Origin of the sequence: Kitasatospora sp. MAA4, from assembly GCF_029893355.1 — a bacterium.
In the GTDB taxonomy this organism is placed as follows: Bacteria; Actinomycetota; Actinomycetes; order Streptomycetales; family Streptomycetaceae; genus Kitasatospora.
Genome location: NZ_JARZAI010000009.1, coordinates 40,578 through 66,688 on the forward strand (window position 1 = coordinate 40,578; position 26,111 = coordinate 66,688).

Annotated in this window: 24 protein-coding genes; 15 read left to right on the forward strand and 9 right to left on the reverse strand. The window is 72.8% G+C overall.

Features of this window, described 5'->3' with window-relative positions:
• Positions 1 to 132: 132 nt before the first annotated feature.
• The 4 genes from P3T37_RS14190 to P3T37_RS14205 all read left to right on the forward strand — a co-directional run bounded on the left by P3T37_RS14190 (position 133) and on the right by P3T37_RS14205 (position 5,726).
• Positions 133 to 1,479: a diaminobutyrate--2-oxoglutarate transaminase family protein gene (locus P3T37_RS14190; protein WP_280724158.1), complete on the forward strand. Its 1,347-nt coding sequence runs from the start codon at positions 133 to 135 to the stop codon at positions 1,477 to 1,479.
• A complete protein-coding gene (locus P3T37_RS14195) occupies positions 1,476 to 2,984 on the forward strand; it encodes a pyridoxal-dependent decarboxylase (protein ID WP_280723961.1) in 1,509 nt (502 codons plus the stop codon). The genes P3T37_RS14190 and P3T37_RS14195 overlap by 4 nt, the downstream gene beginning before the upstream one ends.
• A 722-nt stretch (positions 2,985 to 3,706) precedes the next feature.
• A complete protein-coding gene (locus tag P3T37_RS14200) occupies positions 3,707 to 4,432 on the forward strand; it encodes a tRNA-dependent cyclodipeptide synthase (protein ID WP_280723962.1) in 726 nt (241 codons plus the stop codon).
• A gap of 55 nt (positions 4,433 to 4,487) precedes the next feature.
• Complete coding sequence (locus tag P3T37_RS14205; protein ID WP_280723963.1) at positions 4,488 to 5,726, forward strand: cytochrome P450; 1,239 nt, start codon at positions 4,488 to 4,490, stop codon at positions 5,724 to 5,726.
• 35 nt (positions 5,727 to 5,761) lie between these two features.
• Here P3T37_RS14205 and P3T37_RS14210 read toward each other — a convergent pair whose 3' ends face one another.
• Together P3T37_RS14210 and P3T37_RS14215 are read right to left on the reverse strand one after the other, a co-directional pair.
• Positions 5,762 to 6,565, reverse strand: coding sequence for an inositol monophosphatase (locus P3T37_RS14210; protein WP_280724159.1), 804 nt, complete (start codon positions 6,563 to 6,565; stop codon positions 5,762 to 5,764).
• 96 nt (positions 6,566 to 6,661) lie between these two features.
• Complete coding sequence (locus tag P3T37_RS14215; RefSeq protein ID WP_280723964.1) at positions 6,662 to 7,897, reverse strand: MFS transporter; 1,236 nt, start codon at positions 7,895 to 7,897, stop codon at positions 6,662 to 6,664.
• A 218-nt stretch (positions 7,898 to 8,115) separates the two neighbouring features.
• On the opposite strand from P3T37_RS14215, the gene P3T37_RS14220 reads away from it, so the two are divergent.
• The gene (locus P3T37_RS14220; RefSeq protein ID WP_280723965.1) at positions 8,116 to 8,328 is read left to right on the forward strand and encodes a hypothetical protein; all 213 of its coding nucleotides are present in this window, start codon (positions 8,116 to 8,118) and stop codon (positions 8,326 to 8,328) included.
• A gap of 206 nt (positions 8,329 to 8,534) precedes the next feature.
• On the opposite strand, the gene P3T37_RS14225 is transcribed toward P3T37_RS14220, so the two are convergent.
• The 4 genes from P3T37_RS14225 to P3T37_RS14240 are packed head-to-tail and all read right to left on the reverse strand — an operon-like array spanning position 8,535 to position 11,184.
• Positions 8,535 to 8,834 carry a DUF202 domain-containing protein gene (locus tag P3T37_RS14225; protein WP_280723966.1) on the reverse strand — a complete coding sequence of 100 codons (300 nt, stop codon included), beginning with the start codon at positions 8,832 to 8,834 and terminating at the stop codon, positions 8,535 to 8,537.
• On the reverse strand, positions 8,831 to 9,187 hold the full coding sequence (locus P3T37_RS14230) for a DUF202 domain-containing protein (RefSeq protein ID WP_280723967.1): 357 nt from the start codon (positions 9,185 to 9,187) through the stop codon (positions 8,831 to 8,833). Before P3T37_RS14230 ends, P3T37_RS14225 begins: the two co-directional genes overlap by 4 nt.
• An 18-nt stretch (positions 9,188 to 9,205) precedes the next feature.
• Positions 9,206 to 9,850, reverse strand: coding sequence for a response regulator transcription factor (locus tag P3T37_RS14235; protein ID WP_280723968.1), 645 nt, complete (start codon positions 9,848 to 9,850; stop codon positions 9,206 to 9,208).
• A complete protein-coding gene (locus tag P3T37_RS14240; RefSeq protein ID WP_280723969.1) occupies positions 9,814 to 11,184 on the reverse strand; it encodes a histidine kinase in 1,371 nt (456 codons plus the stop codon). The genes P3T37_RS14235 and P3T37_RS14240 overlap by 37 nt, the downstream gene beginning before the upstream one ends.
• A 205-nt stretch (positions 11,185 to 11,389) precedes the next feature.
• Between P3T37_RS14240 and P3T37_RS14245 the strand changes: the two genes are divergently transcribed.
• Together P3T37_RS14245 and P3T37_RS14250 are read left to right on the forward strand one after the other, a co-directional pair.
• On the forward strand, positions 11,390 to 12,085 hold the full coding sequence (locus tag P3T37_RS14245) for an ABC transporter ATP-binding protein (protein WP_280723970.1): 696 nt from the start codon (positions 11,390 to 11,392) through the stop codon (positions 12,083 to 12,085).
• Positions 12,082 to 14,451: an ABC transporter permease gene (locus tag P3T37_RS14250; RefSeq protein WP_280723971.1), complete on the forward strand. Its 2,370-nt coding sequence runs from the start codon at positions 12,082 to 12,084 to the stop codon at positions 14,449 to 14,451. The genes P3T37_RS14245 and P3T37_RS14250 overlap by 4 nt, the downstream gene beginning before the upstream one ends.
• Positions 14,452 to 14,459: 8 nt before the next feature.
• Here P3T37_RS14250 and P3T37_RS14255 read toward each other — a convergent pair whose 3' ends face one another.
• The gene (locus tag P3T37_RS14255) at positions 14,460 to 15,218 is read right to left on the reverse strand and encodes a MerR family transcriptional regulator (RefSeq protein WP_280723972.1); all 759 of its coding nucleotides are present in this window, start codon (positions 15,216 to 15,218) and stop codon (positions 14,460 to 14,462) included.
• A 169-nt stretch (positions 15,219 to 15,387) separates the two neighbouring features.
• On the opposite strand from P3T37_RS14255, the gene P3T37_RS14260 reads away from it, so the two are divergent.
• The 8 genes from P3T37_RS14260 to P3T37_RS14295 all read left to right on the forward strand — a co-directional run bounded on the left by P3T37_RS14260 (position 15,388) and on the right by P3T37_RS14295 (position 24,030).
• Positions 15,388 to 16,944 (forward strand): NAD(P)/FAD-dependent oxidoreductase, encoded by a 1,557-nt coding sequence (locus tag P3T37_RS14260; protein WP_280723973.1) that lies wholly within the window; start codon positions 15,388 to 15,390, stop codon positions 16,942 to 16,944.
• Positions 16,941 to 17,879, forward strand: coding sequence for an alpha/beta hydrolase (locus P3T37_RS14265; protein ID WP_280723974.1), 939 nt, complete (start codon positions 16,941 to 16,943; stop codon positions 17,877 to 17,879). The genes P3T37_RS14260 and P3T37_RS14265 overlap by 4 nt, the downstream gene beginning before the upstream one ends.
• Positions 17,876 to 18,793, forward strand: coding sequence for an SDR family oxidoreductase (locus P3T37_RS14270; RefSeq protein WP_280723975.1), 918 nt, complete (start codon positions 17,876 to 17,878; stop codon positions 18,791 to 18,793). Before P3T37_RS14265 ends, P3T37_RS14270 begins: the two co-directional genes overlap by 4 nt.
• Complete coding sequence (locus P3T37_RS14275) at positions 18,790 to 19,563, forward strand: SDR family oxidoreductase (protein ID WP_280723976.1); 774 nt, start codon at positions 18,790 to 18,792, stop codon at positions 19,561 to 19,563. Before P3T37_RS14270 ends, P3T37_RS14275 begins: the two co-directional genes overlap by 4 nt.
• Before the next feature lie 98 nt (positions 19,564 to 19,661).
• A complete protein-coding gene (locus P3T37_RS14280) occupies positions 19,662 to 21,479 on the forward strand; it encodes an ABC transporter ATP-binding protein (RefSeq protein ID WP_280723977.1) in 1,818 nt (605 codons plus the stop codon).
• 191 nt (positions 21,480 to 21,670) lie between these two features.
• The gene (locus P3T37_RS14285) at positions 21,671 to 22,363 is read left to right on the forward strand and encodes a pentapeptide repeat-containing protein (protein WP_280723978.1); all 693 of its coding nucleotides are present in this window, start codon (positions 21,671 to 21,673) and stop codon (positions 22,361 to 22,363) included.
• An 88-nt stretch (positions 22,364 to 22,451) separates the two neighbouring features.
• Positions 22,452 to 22,775 carry a YciI family protein gene (locus P3T37_RS14290; protein ID WP_280723979.1) on the forward strand — a complete coding sequence of 108 codons (324 nt, stop codon included), beginning with the start codon at positions 22,452 to 22,454 and terminating at the stop codon, positions 22,773 to 22,775.
• A gap of 13 nt (positions 22,776 to 22,788) precedes the next feature.
• Complete coding sequence (locus P3T37_RS14295; RefSeq protein WP_280724160.1) at positions 22,789 to 24,030, forward strand: DUF6596 domain-containing protein; 1,242 nt, start codon at positions 22,789 to 22,791, stop codon at positions 24,028 to 24,030.
• Position 24,031: 1 nt separating this feature from the next.
• On the opposite strand, the gene P3T37_RS14300 is transcribed toward P3T37_RS14295, so the two are convergent.
• Both P3T37_RS14300 and P3T37_RS14305 read right to left on the reverse strand, forming a co-directional pair.
• Positions 24,032 to 25,357: a DUF4419 domain-containing protein gene (locus tag P3T37_RS14300; RefSeq protein ID WP_280723980.1), complete on the reverse strand. Its 1,326-nt coding sequence runs from the start codon at positions 25,355 to 25,357 to the stop codon at positions 24,032 to 24,034.
• A gap of 30 nt (positions 25,358 to 25,387) precedes the next feature.
• On the reverse strand, positions 25,388 to 26,056 hold the full coding sequence (locus P3T37_RS14305; RefSeq protein ID WP_280723981.1) for a lysophospholipid acyltransferase family protein: 669 nt from the start codon (positions 26,054 to 26,056) through the stop codon (positions 25,388 to 25,390).
• Positions 26,057 to 26,111 lie beyond the last annotated feature (55 nt).

Consider the following 26,111-nt stretch of genomic DNA (forward strand, 5'->3'; position numbering starts at 1 on the left):
GATGGCTCGTTGAAACACACAGAGCGGCAGCTGACAGGCCATAAACTAAAGTTAGGCTTACCTAACTTTGGAGTTGCCTTGACTCTCTCCGCCGCGCCCGCAGTCGCGCCTCCCGGTCCTGCCGACCCCGCCGTGCCGGGCGAGGCGATCCTGCGCCGCCAACGGGTCCGTGAGTCCGCCGCCCGGACGTACGCGCGCTCGTTCCCGATCGTGCCGGTCCGCGCGCACGGGATGACGGTCGAAGGTGCCGACGGCCGCCGCTACCTGGACTGCCTCTCCGGCGCCGGCACCCTGGCGCTCGGCCACAACCACCCGGTGGTCCTGGACGCGATCCGCCGCACGCTGGACAGCGGCGCGCCGCTGCACCTGCTCGACCTCGCCACCGCCGAGAAGGACGACTTCACCACCGCGCTCCTGGAGAGCCTGCCGGCCGAGTTCGCGGCCGGGGCCCGGGTGCAGTTCTGCGGCCCGGCCGGGACGGACGCGGTCGAGGCGGCGCTCAAGCTGATGCAGACCGCGACCGGGCGCCGGGGCACGCTGGCCTTCACCGGCGCCTACCACGGGATGACCGCGGGCGCCCTCGCGGTCACCGGCAACGTCGCCGTCAAGGAGCCGCTGCCCAGCGGCGGTGAGGTCACCCGGCTGCCCTACCCCTACTCCTACCGCTGCCCGTTCGGCCTGGGCGGCGAGCCGGGCGAGCGGATGTCGGAGGTCTACACCCAGCGGCTGCTCGACGACCCGTCGGGCGGCGTGGTGCGCCCGGCCGCGATGATCCTGGAGGCCGTGCAGGGCGAGGGCGGCGCGGTCCCGGCGCCGGACGGCTGGCTGCGCGCGATGCGCCGGATCACCGCCGAGCGCGGCATCCCGCTGATCGTGGACGAGGTGCAGACCGGCGTCGGCCGCACCGGTGCGATGTGGGCGATCGAGCACAGCGGGATCGTCCCGGACGCCATGGTGCTCTCCAAGGCGATCGGCGGCAGCCTGCCGCTGGCGGTGGTGGTCTACCGCGAGGAGTACGACGGTTGGCGGCCCGGCGCGCACGCCGGGACGTTCCGCGGCAACACCCTCGCGATGGCGGCCGGCGCGGCCACCCTGCGCTATGTCGCCGCTAACGGGCTGGCCGAACGGGCCGGGCGGCTGGGCGAGTTGCTGATCGCAGAGCTCAGCGCGCTGCGGGCGGCCCTGCCGGTGATCGGCGAGGTGCGCGGCCGCGGCCTGATGATCGGCGTCGAACTGGTCGACCCCGCAGGTGAGATGGATGCCTGCGGCGCGCTGCCGGCGGATCCCCGACTGGCCGTCCGGGTCCGCGAAGCCTGCCTGGCCCGCGGCCTGATCGTCGAACTCGGCGGCCGGCACGACGCGGTGCTGCGCCTGCTGCCGCCGCTGACCGTCACCGACGAGCAGCTGCGGGCGGTGATCGACCGGCTGGCCGAGGCCATCGCGGCCGCCGCTGCCCCCAAGGACGGCGGCGCACGATGAGCGAGGCCCTGCCCGAGTCCGAACTCCCGCCGCTGGCCGGGGGAGTGGGTGGACCGGCCGCCCTGCGGCCGCTGCTGGAGACGGTGTTGACGGCGCTCGAAGCCGGCGCCGTGCGACGCGGCGGTCCGCTGCCGGCCGGTGATCCGACGGCGCTGGCCGCCCTGGTCCGCGACGAGTTCCGGTACGCCGAGGCCGACGCGCTGGCCCGGCTGACCGAGCTCCTCGCGCACGGCGCCGCCGACCCCGCCGACCCCGCCTGCGCCGGGCACCTGCACTGCCCGCCGCTCGCGCTGGCGGTCGCCGCCGACCTCGCGGCCGACGCGCTCAACCCCTCGCTGGACTCCTGGGACCAGGCGCCGGCCGCCACCGTCCTGGAGACCGACCTGCTGGCCGAACTGGCCGTCCTGGTCGGCTACCGGCCGGAACTCGCCGCCGGGGTGCTGACCTCGGGCGGCACCGAGTCCAATCTGCTCGGGCTGATGCTGGCCCGCGACCAGATCCTGCCCGGACACCCGGAACTGGACGGTCTCGACCCGGGCCTGCGGCCGCGGATCTTCGCCTCCCGCGCCGCGCACTTCTCCGTCCAGCGCGCCGCCGCGCTGCTCGGCCTGGGCGAGCGCGCGGTCGTCCCCGTCGAGGTCGACCGCGAACTGCGGATGGACGGCTCCGCGTTGGAGGCGGCGCTGGCCGCGGCGGTCCGGGACGGCGGGACGCCGCTGGCGGTGGTCGCCACCGCCGGGACCACCGACACCGGGGCGATCGACCCGCTGCACCGCTGCGCCGATCTGGCCGCCGAGTACGGCGCCTGGCTGCACGTGGACGCCGCGTACGGCGGCGGGGCGCTGCTCTCCGACCGGCTGGCCCCGCTGCTCGACGGCGTGGCGCGCGCCGACTCCGTCTCGCTGGACTGGCACAAGCTGGGCTGGCAGCCGGCCGCCGCCGGGGTGTTCCTGGCCCGTCGGGCCGAGACCTACGCCTCGCTGGCCCGGCGGGCGGTCTACCTCAACCCGGCGGACGACGAGGAGGCCGGCTACCCGAGCCTGCTCGGCCTCTCGCTGCGGACCACCCGGCGGGCCGACGCCTTCAAGATCGCGGTGACGCTGCGGACGCTGGGCCGCCAGGGCCTGGGACGGCTGGTCGACCGCTGTCACGAGTTGGCCCTGGAGGCCGCGGAACTCGTGCGTACCCGGCCTGAGTTGGAGCTGCACTGCGAGCCGCTGCTGACCACGGTGGTGTTCCGCTACCGACCGGCGCACCAGCAGGCGGGCGCGGACCCGGCCGCCGTCGACCGGCTCAACGGTGAGCTGCGCCGCCGGCTGCTGGCGGGCGGCCGCGCGGTGCTCGGCCGCACCGAACTCCCGGGCCGCGGGCCGGGGCTGGTGCGGCTGAAACTCACGCTGCTCAATCCGCACACGAGCGAGGCGGACCTGGCCCGGCTGCTGGACGAGACCGTTCGGACGGGCCGTACGCTGGAGTCCGGTCCGGGGGCCGCGGAACAGTGGTGATCCACACAATTCGGTGAGAATATCGGCGGCCCGAACTGGAGGAATATCCATGGGAGTGCGATAGCCTGCGGCGCATTCCGCCGGACGCGGTTGGCGGACCGGCGGTAATGGCCCGAAGAGGCTCGTCGACGTCTTTTTTCAGCCGCGCCTGGATGACATTTCGCCAACCCGTCGGCAAGACTTGCGAATCTCCGGAACAACGGAGGTAACGTCACTTCCCGTAGTCGCCGCCACACCAGGAGCACACGGCTCCTCGGGACTCGCGGCGCGAGGGGGACCCGCCATGCGCAACCGCGAATCCGCGGTGGCTGCGGCATGTCGTAGCGATCGGGCGCGGCCGGCGACGGCCCCGGCGTCCGTGGTGTCCACCCCCGACGGCGCGCCGGATGTCCAGGCGCCGCCGGCATTAGACCCAGCAGGCAGTACCACCCTCTGAGCGCCCTCCTGACATTTCTCCGTCGGTGCGGATCCGGAACGGCCCGAGAGCCGTGGTGACCGCCGGACGTGAATTCAGCGTCACATTTGGATGAACGGGCGTCAATAGCCTGTGCGTTTCTGCGCGCTCGCGTCCGGATGTGCGTTCCCCGCGCTCCCGTGAACGGCAGCGCGCGCCACGGCACCGAGGTGCCGGCCATTCTCCTTCCCCCGTTATGCCGTTATCCGTACTTCCCTTTCCCCTGACTTCTGCTGTGAACTCAGCCATGCGACGCGGAGGCCGCGGTATGAGCGACTCGCTCATCAGCACCAAGCCCAGCACGTTCGAGGCACGTCCCTTTTCCGACCGCTGCCGCCAGGTGTGGGAGCGCGGTGACCACCTGCTGATCGGGGTGAGCCCCGGCAACAGTTACTTCAGCCCCCAGCGGATATCCGAACTCATCCTGTGGGCCCGGGAGTTCTTCGATTCGGTGGACATCGTCTACGCGGATCTGCACGTCGACACCCAGTTCGCGGCCTTCGGCTACACCCCGGAGCACGCCCAGCGCCGGGCCGCCAAGGAGATCAAGACCACCGCCCGGCGGATCCAGCGCGGGGTGGAGGAGGCCGGCTGGGAGGCGGTCCGGGTCCGGGCGGTCTCCGACTTCCTGGCCGACGCCCGCTACGACCAGCTGCGGTTCGCCATCGAGGAGGGCCTGCGCGGCGATCCGGTCTTCCGGCAGGCCGCCGAGGGGATGGCCCGCTCCTTCCTCGCGGGCCGCACGCCCGACGGCGCCGAGCCGACCGCGGAGCAGCTCGCCGCCGGCCTGCGCTACATCTGCGCCGAGCTGCCGTTCTTCCTGGACACCCCGGGGCTGCTCGGAGTGCCCACCTCGGTCTCCTGCTACCACGTCGAACTCCCGCTCACCCCCGTGCTGTTCGGGCGCAGCGAGGGACTGCGCGCGGTTCCCCAGCAGGCCTACGCGGTGGTCCGCCCGGGGGTGGCGTCCGCCCCGCGCGCGGCCGCCGCCTGAGGCACCCCCGCCTTTTCTGACTGATCGTCATGTCACCACCCCAAGGAGAAGCACAATGACCACAACTGCGCAGCGCGACCCCGTCCTGCCCGGTACCCCGAAGCGCCCGCCGCTGCCCGAGTTCCCGCTCTCCCGGCGCGGCGACATCCTGCCGGCCGAGGCCGAGCGGCTGCGCGAGGAGCAGCCGGTGGCCCGGGTCCGCACCATGACCGGCGACGAGGCCTGGCTGGTCAGCAGCTACGAACTGGCCAAGCAGGTGCTGGAGGACGACCGGTTCAGCCTCAAGGACACCGCCAACCCCGGCGTCCCGCGCCAGTACGCGCTGACCATCCCGCCGGAGGTGGTCAACAACATGGGCAACATCAACAGCGCGGGGCTGCGCAACGCCGTGATGAAGACCCTCTCGCCGCGTGCGGACAAGGAGTTGGGCAGCTGGCTGGAGGCCCAGGCGCACGAGCTGCTGGACCGGTTGATCGCGCAGGGCCCGCCGGCCGACCTGCGCGACGGCTTCACCGAGCCGTACTCGGCCGCGTTGCACTGCCGCCTGCTGGGCATCCCCACCGACGACTGGCGCCGGCTGATGTCCGGCATCGACGTCGCGTTCATCACCAGCCCGACGACCTTCGAGGGGTCCACGCCCAACTGGTACAAGGACCTCGGCTACATGGTGGAGCGGCTGAACGCCGATCCGGAGCCGACCGAGGGCCTGCTCGGCCGGTTCGTCGAGCTGCGCCGCTCGCCGGACGTCTCCGACCAGGTGAGCGACGAGCTGCTGGCCACCGTCGCCCTCTCGCTCTTCGGCGCGGGCGCGGTCAGCACCTCGGCGTTCCTGCAGCACGCGATCATCGCGCTGGCCCAGCAGCCGGAGCTGGCCGACCGCCTGCGGGCCGAGCCGGCCGTGATCGGCCGGGCGGTGGACGAGCTGCTGCGCTACAACCTGTCGATCGGCGACGCGCTGCCGCGGATCGCGCTGGCCGACGTCCAGGTGGGGTCGGTGGAGATCAAGGCGGGCGAGCTGGTGCTGGTCCTGATCGAGGGCGCCAACTACGACCCGGCGGTCTTCCCGCACCCCGAGCGGATCGACTTCGACCGGGAGTCCAACCCGCACCTGGCCTTCGGCGGTGGCCAGCACTTCTGCCCCGCCTCGGCGCTCGGCCGCACCCACGCCGAGATCGCGCTGACGGCGCTGGTGGAGAAGCTGCCGGCGCTGCGGCTGGCCCTGCCGGTCGAGCAACTGGCCTGGCGTCCGGGCTTCATCAAGCGCCTGCCCGAGCGCCTGCCGGTGCTCTGGTAGCCGATCCTTCCGGGGTGATCCTGCTCAGATCCTGCTCAGTCGGGCAGGCCGAGCAGGATCGCCCTGGTCTGCTCCCAGGTCTGCGGGTCGCTGGCGACCAGCAGACCGTCCACGCCGCCGGGCGGGTCGGCCCGGTAGGGCGTACCGTCCAGCCGGGCCGAGACCCCGCCGGCCTCCCGGACCAGCAGTGAGCCCGGTGCGTGGTCCCACGGGAGGGTCCGCCAGTAGACCAGGAAGTCCATGTCGCCGTCCGCGACTTGCGGATACTCCACGCCCGCCGAGCGCCGTCCCCCGGTCACCTGGCCGAAGGCGTGCACCCGGTCGCGCAGCCCGGGGAAGACGTCCCTGGCCAGGAACCACGGCTTCATCGAGCCGCGCCACTTCTCGGGCGTGTCGGCCGCCGCGGCCCGGGTGAGCCGCCGCCCGTCGCGCCAGGCGCCCGCGCCCAGTTCGGCGGCGTAGGCGGTGCGGGTCATCGGCTGCCAGATCCAGGCGGCCACCGCCTCGCCGTCGCGGATCAGCGAGACCATCACGGCGAAGTCCGGGCGTCCGGCGACGAAGTTGGCGGTCCCGTCCACCGGGTCGACCAGCCAGCAGGCGGGCTCGGTGTGCAGCGCGCGGGCCAGCGACGGATCGGCGGCCACCGCCTCCTCGCCGACCACCGGCACGGGCAGCAGCTCGCGCAGCCGCCGGGTGATGATCACCTCGGCCTCCCGGTCGGCGACGGTGACCAGGTCGCCCGGGGACTTCTCCATCACCTCGCCGGCCGCCAGGGCCCGGAAGCGCGGTTCGACGACCTCTGCGGACGCCTCGGTGAGGATCTCCGCCACCTTCTCCATGAGCACGCGTCCGCTCCCTTCGCTGGTACCACTCTCGCACGCCCGGGTACCCGCGACCTGCGGCGACCACCCAGCTGCGCCGCGGGGCACCGGCTCTCAGGCGGCGACCCGGTCCACGGCGGGGGAGTGGGACGGCCGGCGGTAGCGCTCACCGGTGGCCGTGCAGACGGCGAGCAGCAGGGCGGTCGCCGCGGCGCCGCAGGTGAGCGCGAACGGCGCGTGCGGCCCGTAGCCGTCCACCAGCCAGCCGCTCGCCGCGGTCCCCGCCGCCTGCGCGAGCGTGATGCTGCTGACCAGCCCCGCCATCGCCTCGCCGAGCCGTCCGCCCGGGACGGTCCGCTCGACCAGGCCGAACATCGTGATCATCTGCGGTGCGACCGCCAGCCCCAGGCACCCGGCCGCCACCGCGAGACCGCCCAGGCTGCCGCCGACCAGCGGCGCCAGCACCGAGGCGGCGAAGAGCAGCCCGGTCCCGGCCCGCAGGCGTCCGGGCAGGTCCCAGCGGGCCGGCAGGGCCGCCATCGCGACGCCCGCGCAGGAGCTGGTCAGGCCGACCAGCGCGTAGAGCAGCCCGGCCGCGCCGGGGTGGCCCAGCTGCGTGGTGGTCGCCGTGATGCCGACCTGGAGGGAGCCGAAGACCAGCCCGAGCAGGGCCATTCCGGCCAGCAGCAGCCCGTACGGGAGGGACATCAGCGGCCCGACGCGGACCGGCGTGCGCCCGCCCGCGTCGCTGCCGGGCGGGGCGGAGGGGTGCAGCGCGAAGAGCGTCCCGCAGACGCCGACCAGGGCCGCCGCCAGCAGCATCCCGGCGCCCGGCCCGGCCAGCGTGGCGAGCACGCCGACCACCGCCGGGCCGCTGGTGAAGCTGATCTCGTCCACCAGGCCGTCCAGCCAGAGCGCCGACGCCCGCTGCTCGAGCGGCCGCCCGCGGGCCAGCCAGAGCCAGCGGCTGCGCGAGAGCGGCCCCACCAGCGGCACCGAGAGCCCGACCAGCACGGCCGGCACCAGCTGCCAGCCGAGCGGCGCACCGCTCTGCGAGGCGGCCACTAGCGCCAGGATCGCCAGCGCGTTGACGGCGGCGGCGACCAGCCCGACCGGCCGCTGCCCGCGCCGGTCGGCCAGCCGGCCCACCAGCGGCCCGCCGCCGGCCTGCCCCAGCGCCAGCGCACCGGCCACCGCCGCGCCCTGCCAGACGCTGTGGGAGTTCTGACCGACCAGCAGCAGCGTCCCGATCGGGCACATCGCCGCCGGCAGCCGCCCGAGCAGCGACCAGGCCAGTACCCGCCCGCCCGTCAACTCCCAGGTGTCCCGAAGCTTCCCCACCGCACTCATACCCGGCCGCCCCCCAGGGGCCGCGCCGGGTCGCCCGCCTCCCCCACACCGACCCCGACAGACCGTCAACCAGCGGGTGAGGCCGACCCTATGATCCAACCGGTCGTCCCAGCCATGGTCGGATCATCCAATCACTCTCCGCAATTAATGCCTGCGATCAAGGAATCACCGAGCGTATCGTCGTGAACCCGCCGAGCGAGAAAGGAGGTTCACCAAAGATGGGACTCTTCAAGGACGCACCGCCTCGTGTGCACCCGGAGTACACGCAGATGCGCTTCATGACGGCCGGATCCCCGTCCTGGTGGAAGCAGAACCGGCACAAGGTCCTCGCCGTCGCGGGCCTCCTCGCGGGGTTCTGGCTCGCCGGCCACCACCCGGCCCCCACCCCCACCGCGTGCACTCCCGCCACCACCTCCACTGTTGCCCGTTGACCCTAGGCCCTGTCGTCAAACCCCCTTCTGCTTGGCGACGCCATGCACGCACTCTCGCCGCACCGGGCACAGACCCAAGTACGTCCAGTACGAGGGCCCGCGCCCGGCACGCCGAGAGCACGCACCTGACGCCGCCAAGCCGCCCTACGGGCGACGAAGGGGGTTTGACGACAGGGCCTAGGAGGGCCCGCCACTCGCGGGCCCTCCTACGAGCGCAGTGTGTGCGGCAACCCCGCCGCGGACAGGGCGACGGCGAGGGCGAGCAGGGCGGTCAGCAGGACGGTCGCCGCGACGAAGCGCAGCGCTCGGCGCCGCGGGCGCACGGCGGCGGGGCGGGTGCCCACCGCCCAGACGGCGGCCGTCACGGCGATCAGCGGCAGGCCGGCCGGTGGGTCGATCTTCAGGACGCCCGCGCTGACGGCCGCGAAGGTGACGCAGGTCCGCTGCCAGGCCAGGTCGGTGCGCCCCTGCGGGCTGGGATCCCCGTCCTCGGGTGGGCCGTTCATCCGCTGGACCGCATGGAGACGATCACCAGGGCCGCGGCGAAGAGGCACTCGGCGGTCACCACGGCCGCCAGGATCCGCGGCAGGCGGGGCCGCGGGAGCGGCTCGCCGCGTCGCAGGGCGCGCTGCTGGCGCTCCCAGTCCAGGTAGCCGACCACGGCGACCACCGCGCCGAGCACGATCAGCGGCACCCCCAGCGCCCGCCGCCCCCAGGCGATTCCGGGGAAGGGCGGCAGCAGCTGGGTGAACCCCAGCCCCGCCGCCACCAGCGCCAGCGCGGTCCGGCTCCAGGCTAGGTACGTCCGCTCGTTGGCGAGGGTGAAGCGCGGGTCGGGCTCGCTCTCCTCGCTGGTCATGGCCTCAGTCAAGCAGACCTAGGCGTTGAGGTAGGCCAGGACGGCGCGGACGCGGCGGTTGTCGTCGTCCGAGGGCGGCAGGTCGAGCTTCTGGAATATCGAGGCGGTGTGTTTGGCGATGGCCCGCTCGGTGACGACCAGTTGCTGGGCGATGGCCGCGTTCGAGCGGCCCTCGGCCATCAGGGCGAGGACCTCGTGCTCGCGGGGGGTGAGGGCGGCGACGGCGCTGTTGGCGGAGTTGTGGGTCAGCAGGCGGGAGATCACCTCGGGGTCCATCGCGGTGCCGCCGAGGGCGACCCGGCGGACCGCGTCGACGAACTGGGCGCTGTCCAGCACCCGGTCCTTGAGCAGGTAGCCGATGCCGCCGGTGCCGCCGACCAGCAACTCGCGGGCGTACAGCTGCTCGACGTACTGCGACAGCACCAGCACCGGAAGCCCGGGGGTCTCCCGGCGCGCCGCCAGGGCGGCGCGCAGTCCCTCGTCGGTGAAGCTCGGGGGGAGGCGGATGTCCACGATCGCGATGTCCGGCCGGTGTTCCGCCACGGCGGCCAGCAGGCCGGGACCGGTGTCGACGCCGGCGGCGACCTGTAGGCCGTGCGCCTCCAGCAGCCGTGTCAGGCCGTCCCTCAGGAGGAAGAGGTCTTCGGCGATGACAACGCGCACGGGATCTCCAGGTTCACCAGGGTGGGCCCGCCGGGCGGGCTGCTCACGGCGAGGACGCCGTCGAAGGCGGCGAGGCGCCGTTCGAGGCCGCTCAGACCGGTCCCGTTCTCGGGGTCGGCACCGCCCCGGCCGTCGTCGGCGACGCCGATCCGGAGCGTGCCGCCAGTATGGCTGATGTCGATCCAGGCCTGGTCGGCACCGGCGTGCTTGGCGACGTTGGCCAGCAGCTCGTTGACGGCGAAGTAGGCCGCCGACTCGACGGGCGCGGGCGGACGGCCCGTCAGCTCGCCGGCGCAGTGCACCCGCAGCGGCAGGTCCAGTGCCAGCGCCTGGACCGCGTCGGTCAGGCCGCGGTCGGCCAGCACCGGCGGGTGGATGCCGCGGACCAGGTCGCGCAGCTCGGCCAGCGCCTTGACGGAGGCGGTCATCGCCTCGGCCAGCAGGGCTCGCGCGGCCGCCGGGTTGACGTCGACCAGCTGGTCGGCGGCGCTGATGGTCATGCCCATCGCCACCAGCCGGGCCTGCGCGCCGTCGTGCAGGTCCCGCTCGATCCGGCGCAGTTCGGCCGCCCCGGTGTCCAGCGTGTCGGAGCGGGTCTCGGCCAGGTGGCGGACCCGCAGCGTCAGTTCGGCCTGCTGGGTCGGTCCAAGGAGCCGGTCGGCGACGGAGGCGTAGCCCGTCAGCAGCCGCGGCCCGGCCAGCAGGCCCAGGGCTGCCACCGCGATCGGGACGGCGACGGCCTCGGCGAGGCTGGCCAGGGCCATCGGACGGGATGCAAAGGCGTAGAAGGTGTTGGCGAGGACGTCCGGCGTCGTCACGGGAGCCGACAGGCCGGGAGCGGGCAGGCGTTTGGTGAACACGCCCAGCACGAACAGCACCGGCGGTGCCAGCAGCGCGCTCAGCACGACGAGCCAGGTGGCGTTCGCAGCCGTCCACAGCAGGTCCCGCCAGGTCGCGGGGTCGGTCAGCACCCAGGCGGCCCAGCGCTGCAACCGACTGCCGTCGCCGTCGGGGGCGGGCCGGTAGGGGGCGGTGATGGGCACGCCGCACCACCGCCCGGCCAGCCCCCTGGTCAGCTGTGCGAGCCACCGGGTGCCCAGCAGGGTGAGCGGGAGCAGCAGGAGTTCCAGCCACAGCCAGTTGTGGACGCGGTCGGTGCCGACCGAGGGCGTCAGGCTGAAGAACCAGACGGCGGGCGGCAGGAGCATCGGCGCCAGCAGGACGCCCGCCCCCATCAGGGCCGGCACGCAGAACACCGGTGCGCGGGCGGCGGTGCGCAGGCGTCCACCGATCCAGGCCAGTGGCCCGCGTCGGGTCATCGTCGTGCCGCTCACGGGGGATCCTCCTCGGACGTCGGGGTGTTGGCGCTCAGTCTGCCGGGCAGCGGACCGGGCCCGCAGGTGGGCTGAACCCCGAACCGGGGGTGTATCCAGATACACCTGCAAGACGCCGTCTGGGCGGTTGTCGGGGCCCACCGGCCCGCTCCTAGCGTCTGGTTCGGATCAGTACCGATCCGCTTCCGACCCTGTGGAGGACCCCGTGTCCACGCCGATCATCACCGTCCGCGACGTGAGCAAGACGTACGACGAAGGGCCGCCCGCACTGGCCGGGTTGGACCTGGAGGTGCGCGCCGGCGAGGCGCTGGCCGTGCTCGGCCCCTCGGGCAGCGGCAAGTCGACCCTGCTCAACCTGGTTGCGGGGCTGGACAAGCCGAGCGAGGGCAGCGTCACCGTGGACGGTCTGCGGGTGGACGAGATGTCCGAGGCGGGCCTGGCGAGGTACCGGCGGGACAGGATCGGCATGGTCTTCCAGTTCTTCAACCTGCTGGACGATCTGACGGTCGAGGACAACGTGCTGCTGCCCGCCCAACTGGCCGGTATGTCACGCCCGGTGGCCCGCCGCCGGGCGGCCGAGCTGCTGGAGCGGCTCGGCATCGACCGCCATGTCCGTGCCTTCCCCGGCCGGTTGTCCGGCGGTGAGCGCCAACGCGTCGCGGTGGCAAGGGCTCTGATGAACCGTCCGGCACTGCTGCTGGCCGACGAGCCGACCGGCGCGCTGGACAGCGCCTCGGCGGCCGACGTGCGCGAGCTGCTGACCGGGCTCAACGCGGACGGGCAGACGATCGTTCTGGTCACCCACGACACCGCACTCGCCCAGGCCTGCGCGAGTCGGACGATCGAACTGGTCGACGGCCGGATCGCCCGCGACGTGCTCCGGACGGCGGCGGCCCGATGAGCGTCCTGGGCAAGGTGGTTCGCGCCGGGGTCGGCCGGCGGCGGGTGCAGACACTGGTGATGGGGCTGACCACGATGATGGCGGTCACCGCCGCAGTGCTCGGCGGCGGGCTGCTGGCGGCCGCCGACGCCTCGTTCGACCAGGGCTTCGCGCGGCAGCACGGCGCGCACCTGACCGTGCAGTTCGACCCGGCCGGGACCACCGACGCGGACCTCGCGCGTACCGTGCACCTGCCGGGGGTGACGGCCGCCGCCGGGCCGTACCCGGTGCTCTCGCTCGCCTCGGACGTCGGCGCCAACACCTCGCGTCTGCCGGTGGGCCTGCACAACCCGCCGATGGCCTTCGTCGCCCGCGACGGCACCGGCGGACCGGTCGACGATCTGGTGCTCACCTCCGGCCGCTGGGTCGACGGACCGGGCCAGGTGGTGCTGAGCGACCACAACACGCCGCTCGGCGTCGGCGACCGGCTCACCCTCCCCGCGCTGCCGGGCGCACCCGCGCTGACCGTCGTCGGACTGGCCAGGTCGGTCGGGCAGAGCGCCGACGCCTGGGTCACGCCCGCCGAGCTGGCGGCGCTGACCGCGCCGGGCGCTGCGCCCGGCCGCGAGATGCTCTACCGCTTCGCCGAGGCGGCCACCAACGCCCAGGTCGGCGCCGACCGCGCCGCGCTCGCCGCGGCCGTCCCGCCCGGCTCGATGACATCGGCGGCGTCCTACCTGCCGATCAAGGTGACCGCGGACAAGAACACCGCGACCTTCGTGCCGTTCGTGGTCGCCTTCGCGGTGATCGGGCTGGCCATGTCGGTGCTGATCATCGGCATCGTGGTCAGCGGCGCGGTCGGGGCCTCGACCCGGCGGATCGGCATCCTGAAGGCGCTGGGATTCACCCCGGAGCAGGTGGTGCGCGCCTACGTCGGCCAGGCGCTGATTCCCGCGACGGCCGGTACCGTGCTGGGCCTGGTGCTCGGCAACCTGGCGGCGCTCCCGGTGCTGGCGAGGGCCGGGGAGGCCTTCGGCGCCGGGGTGCGGCCGGTCGCGCCGTGGATCGACCTGGCGGTGGCGGCCGGTGCCCTCGCCGCGACCGCCGGCACCGCGCTGGTGCCGGCGCTGCGGGCCGGGCGGCTGCGCACCGTCGAGGCGCTGTCCGTCGGCCGCACCCCGAGCGCCGGGCGCGGCCGGGCGGTTCGGCAGCTGCTCGGGCGGCTGCCGCTGCCGCGGGCGGTCAGCCTGGGCCTGGCCCAGCCGTTCGCCAGGCCCGGGCGCTCGGCGACGATGGTGGCGGCCGTGGTGCTCGGCTCGGTCGGGGTCACCTTCGGGGTCGGCCTGGCCGTCTCGCTCAACGTCGTCGAGGACGGCATGATGCGCCGCTATCCCGGCCTGGTGGTGGCCCAGCCGCTCCCGCCGATCGACGGCCCCGCCGCGACCCACCTGCCGGACGCCGCCGATCTGCGGGCGGTGGCGGCGAAGGTCGCCGCGCAGCCGGGCACCGGGCGGTCCTTCACCATCGGCCGGAGCACGGTCGGGGTGGCGGGACTGGCGGGCCCGACCACGGTCGTCCGCTACGACGGCGACTCCTCCTGGGGCGCCTACCGGATGGTCTCCGGACACTGGTTCGACGGACCCGGCCAGGCGGTGGTCGCCTCCGGGTTCCTGCAGGCCACCGGGACGCACGTCGGGGAGACCATCACGCTCACGGCCAACGGCCGCGGCGCGCCGCTGCGGATCGTCGGCGAGGACTTCGACATGGACGAGTCGGGCATGCTGATCCGGACCGAGAGCGCCTCGCTGGCCGCACTGGATGCCGAAGTCGACCCGATGAGCGCCGAGTTCCAGATCGACCTCAAGCCGGGCACCGACCTGAACGGCTACCTGGACGCCCTCGGCGCGTCCCTGAAGCCGAACGGCTTCGGCCCCGGGAGCTACCGGCCGCCGTTCAACCCCACCATCCTGTCGATGGACGCCCTGGCCGCGATGCTGACGGCGATGCTGGTCGCGGTGGCGGGCCTGGGCGTGCTCAACACCGTGCTGCTGGACACCCGCGAGCGCGTCCACGACCTGGGCGTGTACAAGGCGCTGGGGATGTCGCCGCGGCAGACCGTGGCGATGGTGCTCACCTCGGTCGCCGGGATCGGCCTGCTCGCAGGCGCGGTCGGCGTGCCGCTCGGCGTCGCCCTGCAACGCTACGTGGTGCCCGCGATGGCCCAGGCCGCCAACACCCGGCTGCCGGCGGACGCCCTCGCGGTCTACCACCTGCCGACGCTGGTCGCGCTGGTCCTGGGCGGACTGGTGATCGCGACGGCGGGCGCCCTGCTCCCGGCCGGCTGGGCCGCCCGGACCCGCACGGCGACCGCGCTGCGTACCGAGTAGTGGCCCGCTCAGTGCCGGCGCTGGCGCATCACGTCGTCGTACTCGGCGTGCACGCGGCGGTCCATGGCCAGCGCGAACTGGGCGTCGGCGACGGTGCGGGCCAGCGGGCGGACGCGGGTCAGCTGCTCGGTCAGGTGGGCCGCCTGCCCAGGGGGGAGCGGCTGCTGACCGGCCAGCGCGCCGAGCAGCTGGTCGCGGATCAGCGCGACGAAGACGTCGGCCACGGCGTCGGCGTACTCCTGGGCCTTGCGGCTGGCGTCCAGGACGGCGCTCAGCGGCACGCCCTCGGCGACCAGCGCGACGGTGGCGTCCATCAGGCGGCGGCTGACGTGGGTGACCCCGTCCTCGTGGACCGTGATGTAGCCCTGGGCGAGCGACTCGGCGGTGACGGCCTCGGTGAGCTGGTCGCCGAAGGTGGCCGCCAGCTCGTCCCAGCTCAGCGAGACGGGCGTCTCGTCCGACCAGGGCGCCACGATCGCGTCCTGCAGCCCGATCAGCTCGGCGACGTCCCGGCCGCTCTCGCCCGCGCCGATCAACTCGGTGATGCCGCCCAGGGTGTGGCCGCGCTCCAGCAGCTCGCCGATCATCTGCAGCCGGGCCAGGTGGGCCTCGCCGTACCAGGCGATCCGGCCCTCCTTGCGCGGCGGCGGCAGGAGTTTGCGCTCGCGGTAGAAGCGCAGGGTGCGGGTGGTGATGCCGGCGGCCGCGGCGAGTTCCTCGACGCGGAACTCGCGCGGACCTGCTGCTTCGCTCTCGATCTCCGCCACGCGGCCAGCATAGGGCGGGGCTGCGCCGAATCGGAGCCGTCGGACTTCTTCCATCGGCTGTCAGCACGGGCTACTCTGCGAATCTCCGACAATCGCGCCAGTGAATACTGGCGCGATTGGCCTGGGGGACAATCGTCAGCTATCGCAGTGCCCAGAGAGGACCCGCCGCATGGCAGCCAGCCCCAAACCGCGCGCTCGCACCAGCCCGACAGCGTCCCCCGCGAAGGTGCCGCACGTCCGCGTGGCCGTGATCGGCTCCGGTTTCGGCGGGATCGGCGCGGGCGTCCGGCTGCGCCGGGCCGGGATCACCGACTTCGTGATCCTGGAGCGTGCCGGTTCGGTCGGCGGCACCTGGCGGGACAACGACTACCCGGGCTGCGCCTGCGACGTCCCCTCGCACCTCTACTCCTTCTCGTTCGCCCCCAACCCCGACTGGCCGCGCAGCTTCTCCGGCCAGGGCGACATCCGCGCCTACCTGGAGCGGGTCACCGACACCTACGGCCTGCGCCCGCACCTGCGCTTCAACGCCGAGGTCAGCGAGGCCCGTTGGGAGCCCGCGCAGACCCGCTGGCGGGTCACCAGCGCGGCGGGGGAGTGGACGGCCGACGCGCTGGTCTCCGCCTGCGGGCCGCTCTCCGACCCGCAGATCCCCGACCTGCCCGGTCTCGCCGACTTCCCCGGCAAGGTCTTCCACACCTCCCGCTGGGACCACGACTACGACCTCGCGGGCAAGCGGGTCGCCGTCGTCGGCACCGGCGCCTCGGCGGCCCAGGTGGTGCCCGCGATCCAGCCGAAGGTCGGCCGGCTGACGCTGTTCCAGCGCACGCCCGCCTGGGTGCTGCCGAAGGCGGACCGCGAGATCAGCGCCGTCGAACGCTGGGTGCACCGCAAGGTCCCGGCCACCACGGCGCTGCGCCGGGCGGCGCTCTTCGCCATCCGCGAGCTCCAGGTGGACGCCTTCGTCCGGCGTCCCGGCGCGCTGCGCTTGGTGCAGCAGCTGGCCGAGCGCCACCTGGCCCGTTCGGTCGCCGACCCGGCGCTGCGCGCGCGGCTGACCCCGGACTACCGGATCGGCTGCAAGCGCATCGTGATCAGCAACGGCTACTACCCCGCGCTGGCCGCCCCCAACGCCGAGGTGGTCGCCGCCGGGCTGAGCGAGGTGCGCGGCTCCACGCTGGTCGCCGCCGACGGCAGCGAGCACGAGGTGGACGCGATCGTCTTCGGCACCGGCTTCCACGTCACCGACATGCCGATCGGCGCCAAGGTCTTCGGCGCCTCCGGGCGCAGCCTGGCCGAGGAGTGGAAGGGGGGCATGGAGGCGCTGCGCGGCTCCACCGTGCACGGGTTCCCCAACCTCTTCTTCGTCATCGGGCCCAACACCGGGCTCGGCAACAGCTCGATGATCCTCATGATCGAGTCCCAACTGAACTATCTGATAGACGCGTTGACCACGCTTGAGTCGGTCGGCGCGACCGCCCTGCAGCCCACCGCGCAGGCCCAGCGGCACTGGAACCAGCGACTCCAGCACAAGATGGAGCGCACCGTCTGGAACACCGGCGGCTGCCGCAGCTGGTACCTGGACGGCGCGGGCAAGAACACCGTGCTCTGGCCCGGTTCCACCAGCTCCTTCCGCCGGGCCACCCGGCGGCTCGACCTCGCCGAGTACGACCTGATCAAGCGCAGTGCCGTCGCGTCCGTCAGTGCTGCTCAGGAGGTCTCCGCGTGAACCCCGCCATCCCCGCCGACTGCGTGCTGCCCGCCCCCGCGCGCCAGCACTCCGTCCGCTCCGCCGACGGCAGCCGGCTGCACGCCGCCGAGTACGGCCCCGAGGGCGCGCCGCTCGTCGTGCTCGCGCACGGGTGGACCTGCTCCACCGCGTTCTGGGCGCCGGTCGTCCACCGGCTCTCCGACACCCACCGGGTGGTCGCCTACGACCAGCGCGGGCACGGCCGCAGCGACATCCCGCCCACCCCGCGCGGCCACTCCACCACCGCGCTGGCCGACGACCTGGAAGCCGTCCTCGCCGTGGTCGTGCCGGAGGGCCGCAAGGCCGTGCTGGCCGGGCACAGCATGGGCGGTATGACCATCATGGCGGCCGGCGACCGGCCCGGAGTGGCTGACCGGACGGCGGCCGCGCTGCTGGTCAGCACCGGTCCCAGCGACCTGGTCGAGGAGCTGCTGGTGATCCCGGCCGGCTGGCGCCCCCAGTGGCTGCGCCGCGCGCTGCACCGCCAGATCCTGCGCTCCCGGCTGCCGCTCGGACCGGTCAGCGGCCCGTCGAAGGCGGCCCTGAAGTACGCCACGATGGGGCCGGCCACGCCCGCCGACCGGGTCGAGGCCACCGCCCGGATCGTGCACGCGTGCCCGACCGGCGTCCGGGCCCGCTGGGCGGCGGTGCTCGGCGAGCTGGACGTCAACGCCGGGCTGGCGCGGCTGGCCGCGCCCACCGCGATCATCGTCGGCAGCGACGACAAGCTCACCCCGCCGGTGTTCGCGCACCGGATGGTGGCCGCGCTGTCCTCGCCGGCCGGGCTGCTGGAGCTGCCCGGGGCCGGGCACATGGCGCCCGTCGAGCGGCCGGCCGAGGTCGCCGCCGAGATCCGCCGGCTCGTCGCCGCCCACCTGACCGCCGTCCCTGCCGAGAGGATCGAGGCGTCATGAGCGCACCGCTGAACAACCAGGTCGTCGTCGTCACCGGCGCCGCCCGCGGCCTGGGCGCGCTGATGGCCCGTCGGCTCGCCGAGCGTGGGGCCCGGGTCGCGCTGGTCGGCCTGGAGCCGGCCGAGTTGAAGGCCGCCGCCGAGCTGTGCGGACCGGAGGCCTCCAGCTGGGAGGCCGACGTGACGGACCTCGCGGCGCTGACCGCCACCGCCGAGGCCATCGTGGCGAAGTACGGCCGGATCGACACCGTGGTCGCCAACGCGGGCATCGCCATCGGCGGCCCGCTGCTGGACAGCGACCACACCGCCTTCACCCGAGTGATCGAGGTCAACCTGCTGGGCAGCGTCGCCACCGCCCGGGCGTTCCTGCCGGCCCTGACCCAGAGCCGCGGCTACCTGCTGCAGATCGCCTCGCTCGCCGCGATCACCCCGGCGCCGCTGATGAGCGCGTACTGCGCCAGCAAGGCCGGCGTCGAGTCGTTCGCGCACGCGCTGCGCGCCGAGGTCGCCCACCAGGGCGTCAAGGTCGGTGTCGGCTACCTGAGTTGGACCGACACCGACATGGTGCGCGGGGCCGACCAGGACGACGTGCTGCGCGAGATGCGGGCCAGGCTGCCCTGGCCGGCCAACCGCACCTACCCGATCGGCCCGGCGGTGGAGCGGCTGGTGGACGGGATCGCCCGCCGCTCGCCGCACGTCTACGCGCAGGCCTGGCTGCGCGGCATGCAGCCGATGCGCTGGATGCTGCCCGGCCTGATCGCCTCGGTGGGGGCGCGCGAGGTGGCCCGGCTGGCGCCGCGGCTGAGGGCGACCGCCAGTAGCCGGCTCCGGCCGGTGGGCGCGGGCGGCGCCGCCGACGACGCGGCACATGCGGCGTACACGTCGCGTGGCGGGGACGCTAGCGTCGCACCATGACAACTGCCCTCATCACCGGCGCCACCGCCGGAATCGGCGCCGCCTTCGCCCGTCGCCTGGCGAAGGACGGCCACGACCTCGTGCTGGTCGCCCGGGACACCGGCCGGCTGGAGGCATCCGCCGCCGACCTGCACAAGGAGTACGGGGTCCAGACCGAGGTGCTCACCGCCGACCTCGCCACCGAGGCCGGGATCGCCGCGGTCGAGGAGCGCCTGCTGGACGGTTCCCGGCCGGTCGGCATCCTGATCAACAACGCCGGGTTCGGCAACCGGGGCGCCTTCCTGACGGTCCCGTTGCAGGAGGAGCTCGACATGCTCAAGGTGCATGTCGAGGCGGTGCTGCGGCTCACCACGGCCGCCCTGCCCGGGATGCGCGAGCGCGGCTTCGGCGGCGTGGTCAACGTCGCCTCGGTGGCGGCCTTCCTGCCGCGCGGCACGTACGGGGCGACCAAGTCGTGGGTGGTCAACTTCACCCAGGGCGTGATGCGCGACCTCACCGGCACCGGCGTGCGGATGATGGCGCTCTGCCCGGGCTTCACCCGCACCGAGTTCCACGAGCGGGCCGGCATGGGGACGTCGAACATCCCGGCCTGGGGCTGGCTCTCGGCCGAACGGGTGGTGGACGAGGCGCTGCGCGACCTGGCGCACGGCCGGACCCTCTCGGTGCCGGGCAAGCGCTACAAGCTGGTGGTGGCGGTGGCCCGGCTGCTGCCGGCGGGCAAGCTGGGCGGGATGTCCTCGAAGGCGGCGCGCACCTACCGAACGAACTGACCCTCCCGGGCTTCGGGGAATACCGAGCGGGCATAGCTCATTATTAGCACAGCTAACAATGAGCTATGCTCCTCATGTTTCCTACCCCTGGAGGTTCTATGAGGCCCGACCGCGTCGACTGGACGCCGCCCGAACGCTCGGCCGACTCCCCGCAGCCCCCCGCCCAACTGCGCCGCATCCTGGCGCTCTTCCGCCCCTACCGGGGGCGCCTCGCCGTGGTCGGGATGCTCGTCGGAGCCTCGGCCGTGGTCTCGGTGGTGTCGCCGTTCCTGCTGCGCGCGGTGCTCGACACGGCCATCCCGCAGGGCCGCACCGGGCTGCTCGCGCTGCTGGTCCTCGGCATGGTGGCGACCGGCGTGGTCAACAGCGTCTTCAACGTGCTGCAGACGCTGATCTCCACCACCGTCGGCCAGCGCGTCATGCACGACCTGCGCACCGCGGTCTACGCCCACCTCCAGCGGATGTCGCTGGCCTTCTTCACCCGCACCCGCACCGGCGAGGTGCAGTCCAGGATCGCCAACGACATCGGCGGCATGCAGTCCACCGTCACCTCCACCGCGACCTCCCTGGTCTCCAACCTCACCAGCGTGGTCGCCACCGTCGTCGCGATGGTCGCGCTGGACTGGCGGCTGACGATCGTCTCGCTGCTGCTGCTCCCGTTCTTCGCCTGGATCAGCCGCCGGGTCGGCAGCGAGCGCAAGAAGATCACCTCGCAGCGGCAGAAGCAGCTGGCGCTGATGTCATCCGCCGTCCAGGAGTCGCTGTCCGTCAGCGGGATCCTGCTGGGCCGCACGATGGGCCGATCGGACTCGCTGGCCCGCGAGTTCACCGAGCAGTCGGACGAGCTGGCGGGGCTTGAGGTGCGCTCCAGCATGGCCGGGCGCTGGCGGATGAACGTCATCCAGATCGTGCTGGCCGCGATGCCCGCCGTGATCTACCTGGCCGCCGGCCTGACCTCCGCGCACGGCGCGCCGCTGGTCTCGATCGGCACCCTGGTCGCCTTCGTCAGCCTCCAGCAGGCGCTGTTCCGCCCGGCGGTCAGCCTGCTGGCCACCGGCGTGGACGTGCAGACCTCGCTCGCGCTCTTCCAGCGGATCTTCGAGTACCTCGACCTGCCGGTGGAGATCTCCGAGCCCGCCGAGCCCGTCCACCTGCCGCAGGTCCGCGGCGAGGTCCGGTTCGAGCAGGTGGACTTCGGCTACGACCCCCAGCACCCCACCGGCACGCTGGCCGGGATCGACCTCACCGTCCCGCCCGGCGGCTCACTCGCGGTGGTCGGCGAGACCGGCTCCGGCAAGACCACGCTCAGCTACCTGGTGCCCCGGCTCTACGACGTGACCGGCGGACGGGTGGCCATCGACGGCACCGACGTCCGCGACCTCGCCTTCGAGACGCTCTCCCGCGCGGTCGGCGTGGTCTCCCAGGAGACCTACCTCTTCCACGCCTCGGTCGCCGACAACCTGCGCTTCGCCAAGCCCGACGCCACCGACGCCGAACTCGTCGAGGCGGCCCGGGCAGCCCAGATCCACGACCACATCGCCGGCCTCCCGGACGGTTACCAGACCCTGGTCGGCGAACGCGGCTACCGCTTCTCCGGCGGCGAGAAGCAGCGCCTGGCGATCGCCCGCACCATCCTGCGCAACCCGCCGGTCCTGATCCTGGACGAGGCCACCAGCGCCCTGGACAACCGCACCGAACGCGCCGTCCAACAGGCCATCGACGCCCTCGCCGTCGGCCGCACCACGATCACCATCGCCCACCGCCTCTCCACCGTCCGCCACGCCGACCGCATCGTCGTCCTCGACCACGGCCGCATCGCCGAACAGGGCACCCACGAGGACCTCCTCGCCCAGGACGGCCGCTACGCCGCCCTGCTGCGCCGCGAAGCCCCGCAGGACGAGGCTGCCGTCGCATAGAAATGTAGATATTCACTATTCTCAAGGCATGTAGAAATAGACACTTCGCTGACTTTTGAAAATGATCGAGAGTGTCTATTCTAGAGATAGATGATGATTAAATTGAGATGAGCTCTCCTCTGCCTGAGTGGCCAGGTTCGTTGCTAGGCTCAGATGATCCCTTGGGTCTGTTTGGGAATGGATCGAACTGAATGGTGCGCGCAATGAAACGGGAAACCCAGATTTTGCCTCGCCGGAACCCAGTTGCTCCCAAGCGACTAACCTCCCTGCGGCTTGCCGAAATGCCCCGTGACGACCTGGAGGATGACGCGGTCATCAGGGGAGTCCGGTACGACCGCACCGACCTGGCCGACCGGGAGGCCGAGGCCGTCGAGGCCGAACAGTGCCAGTTCGACGGCACGCGGCTCACCGGCGCGATCCTGCGGCGCTCTCAGCTCTCGGACGCCGTGTTCACGTCCTGCGACTTCGCCAGCGTGCGCGCGCAGGACGTCTCGCTGCTGCGGAGCGCCGTGACCTCCAGCCGTTTCACGGGTTCCTCCTGGGACAGCGGGAATTTCCGCGACGTGGTCTTCGAGTCGTGTCGGATGGATTTCGTGTTCTTCCGTCACTCGAAGTTCAGGACCGTGGTGTTCCGGGACTGCAACGTCCAGCAGGCCGACTTCCAGCGCGCCGAGCTGCGCGACGTCCGCTTCGAGAACTGCGACCTGACCGGAGCCCAGTTCGCTCACCTGGACTCGCAGAACCTCCGTTTCGAGGGCTGCACCATGATCGATGTGGGAGGCTCGATGAGCCTCAAAGGCGCAACCGTGCAAGGCGGAGGGTCTGTCGAACTGGCGTTCAGCCTTGCTTGGGAGGTCGGGATCAGGTTCGGGCCGGATTATTAGGGTGTGTCGGATCGGGGCGGGGGTGTTCGTTGTCATGGTGAGCGGGCGCCCGCCAGGGGCGTCCCCGAAGCGCAGGAGATGATCCGCGATGCAGTACCTGTTTTCCGTGATCACCGACAAGTCCACCCTCGCCGACCCGGAGGAGATGGCTGCGATCGACGTGTTCAACAGCCGCCTCCAGGCTGAGGGTTACTGGGTCTTCGCCGGTGGCCTCGGAGGGCCCGACACAGCCACCACGATCGACAACCGGGGTGCGGAGGCGATGGTCACCGATGGGCCGTTCCTGGAGTCGAAGGAGTACCTCATCGGCTTCTGGATCATCGAGGCTCCCGACCTCGACGTGGCGCTCAAGCTCGCAACCGAGGGGTCGAAGGCCTGCAACCGCAAGCTCGAGGTGCGGCCGTTCCTGTGAGCGTGAGCGCGTGATCGACGTCCGGGAGGCGATCACCCGGGCCCACCGCGAGGAGTGGGCGCGGGTGGTCGCCGCCCTGACCAGGCGGTTCGGGGACCTCGACATCGCCGAGGAGGCGGCGGCCGACGCGTTCACGACCGCCGTCGAGCGGTGGCCGGCCGACGGCGTACCGCCCAACCCCGGTGCCTGGCTGACGATGACCGCCCACCGCAAGGCCATCGACCGGATCCGGCGGGAGAACAAGCGCGACGACAAGCAGAGGGAGGCTCAGATGTCGTACGACGACCCGGGCGACCCGCCTGAGCCTCCCGGGCCCATCGACGACGACCGGCTCCGGTTGATCTTCACCTGCTGCCACCCGGCGCTCGCGATGGAGACCCGAGTGGCGCTGACGCTGCGCATGGTCGGCGGTCTGACCATGGCCGAGATCGCCCGGGCCTTCCTGGTGGGGGAGAGTGCCATGGGGCAGCGGATCACCCGCGCGAAGGCCAAGATCAAGAAGGCTCGCATCCCCTATCGAGTGCCGTCCGCGGAGGATCTGCCGGCACGCGTCTGCGGCGTACTCGCGGTCCTCTTCCTCGTCTTCAACGAGGGCTACCTGGCGACCGGCCCCGACACCGATCCCGTCCGTCACGAGCTGACCGCCGAGGCGATCCGGCTCACCCGCCTGGTCCGTGCCCTCATGCCGCAGGACGGCGAGGTGGCCGGGTTGCTGGCGCTGATGCTGCTCACCGAGGCCCGCCGCAGCGCCCGGGTCTCGCCGAGCGGCGAACTGGTCGCCCTCGACGAGCAGGACCGCGGGGCGTGGGACGCGGCGCTGATCGCCGAGGGCCATCGGCTGGTGCGCGAGCGCCTGGCCACCGGTGCGGCTCCGGGGCGCTACCAGATCCTCGCGGCGATCAACGCCGTGCACACCTCGGCCCGCGACGTCCACGACACCGACTGGTCGCAGGTCCTCGCCCTCTACGACCAGCTCGCCCGCCTCGACCCCTCGCCGATCGTCGCCCTCAACCGAGCCGTCGCCGTCGCCGAGCTCGACGGCCCGCGGGTGGCGCTGGCGCTCGTCGACCGTCTCGCGGACGACTTGGCCGGCTATCACGCCTACCACGCGACCCGCGCCGACCTGCTGCGTCGGCTGGGCAGCAACCGGGAGGCACGCGCGGCCTACGACAGAGCGGCCGAGCTGGCAGGCAACACCGCCGAGACCGCCTACCTCACCCGCCGCCGCGACCAGCTGCGGCAGTCCCGCGGATGATCTAGAGTGCCAGCGCCCGCAGCGCGTAGTCGAGGTCAGGGCCGTAGTTGGCCCAGCACTGGATGTCGCCGACGTCGGACACGAGGTCGCCGCCGTACCAGTTGCCGTCCTCGGCCTGCACCGCGCAGGTCCCGTCGAGGCTGATCGCACGGTCGGCCCGGAGGGGCTCGCCGTGCAGGGTGACGGTGCCGAGGGTGGTGAGAAGCCGAGCCTCCGGGCAGTCGGTGACGCGCTGGACGTCGGCCATGGTCCACGGCTCGGGCAGCTGCTCGTCGCCGATCTCGCCAGCGGGGAGCAGTTCCACCACGGCGTTGCCGAGGCGCGGCCGGACCCACTCACCGTCGCGTTCGATGCCGAGCACACCGCCGAGGAAGGCCATCTCGACGGTGCCGGCGGGTGTCTCCCAGCGGTAGGGGACGCGGGAGACGTGCGAGGGGAAGTCCGCCTCGTCGGTGGTTCCCGGGCCGAACGACTCCTTGGGCGACGGTCCGTCGTCGGTGTACTGGTGGGCGAAGAACGCGGTGATCCAGCCCGTGACCCATTCGCCGCCGGACCCTGACTTCCACTTGTAGAACGAACGCCAGAACTCCTGGTCGACACCCTGCCCCGAGGCCGTCGCGCTGATCGCCTCCAGCACCGGGTGCAGGGCGGCGAACCAGGGCCGCAGGCCGTCGAATCGCTCTTCCAGCCCTCGCACCCTCGTCGCGAGCAGCTGCCAGTCCTCGTCCGTGCCCTCCAGGCGGATCCTGGGAATGCCGCAGAGCGAGACCCACCGGAACCGGTAGTACGGGCTGGCCGCGTCCATCAACGCCACCAGCACGGCCGTGGCGTCGGCGGGGGTGGTGGTCGAGAAGGCGGGCTGGAACAGGTCGGCCATCGCATCGCCGATGCGGTCACGCAGGGGCTGCTGCACCAGGTTGATCGAGCGCTGCCAGTCCAGCGCGGCCAGGTCGTCGTGGACGGTGATGGTCTGCTGGTACCCGGGCGTGTCGGTGAAGAGTTCCGCGTAGGTGCCGGAGTTCAGGCGGATGTGGACGGCCACCTCGTGCACGACGGCGTACCAGAGCAGTTCGGGTGACAGGCTCAGCGGCAGGTGGGCCGTGAAGCACAGGTGGGCGGCGCGCAGCAGCAGGCTGGAGTCGGGCTCGGCGCTCTCCGGGGCGTCGGTGGGCCGGCCGAGGAGGCGATCGGCGCTGCGATGGTGGAACCGCACCCGGTCGCGGAGGACGGCCCGCAGGAAGCGCTCGTTGCCGAGTTCGGTGAGTTCGGACGCGAGCCGAGCGGCGTCGGCGTCCTCGGCGAGCGGCAGGTCGATCTCGAAAGCCATCCGTGTCCCCCGGAAACTGTGGCGAGTGGCTCAGGCGGCCTTGGGGAGTTCGTTGTAGACCTCGGCGAGTTCCTGGCCGGAGAGGGCGTGGACGGCGCGCATGACCTCGTCGGTGACTTCGCGGCGGGCCTTGGCGGAGCGCTGCTGGCCGTGGTACTCGGAGAAGTCGAGGGGCTCGCCGAAGCGGACGGTGACGCGGCGCACGCGGGGGATGCGGGTGCCGACGGGCTGGAGGTTCTCGGTGCCCTCCAGGGCGACCGGGACGACGGGGACGCCGGCGGTCATCGCCAGCCAGGCGACGCCGGTCTTGCCGCGGTAGAGGCGGCCGTCGCGCGATCGGGTGCCCTCGGGGTAGATGCCGAAGGCCTCGCCGGCTTCCAGGACCTCCAGGGCGGCGTCCAGGGCGGCCTGGGCGAGGTGGATGGTGCCGCGCTCGACGGGGATGGCGTTGATCGCGTCGAAGAACGCCCGGGAGAGCCGGCCGCGCAGCCCCTCGCCCTGCCAGTACTCGGCCTTGGCCAGGAAGCGGACCGGACGCGGTGCGGTCAGCGGGATCACCACGCTGTCGATGAAGGACAGGTGATTGCTCGCCAGGATCACCCCGCCCTTGCGCGGCACGTTCTCCAGGCCCTCGATGACAGGCCGGTAGACGGCCTTCGCGAGCGGCTTGAACGCGAGCTTGGTGATGAGGTTGATCATGGTCCCTCCCCGGGCACCGGCCTGCGTGGATCGGCTCGTCGCGGGCGCCGTGCCG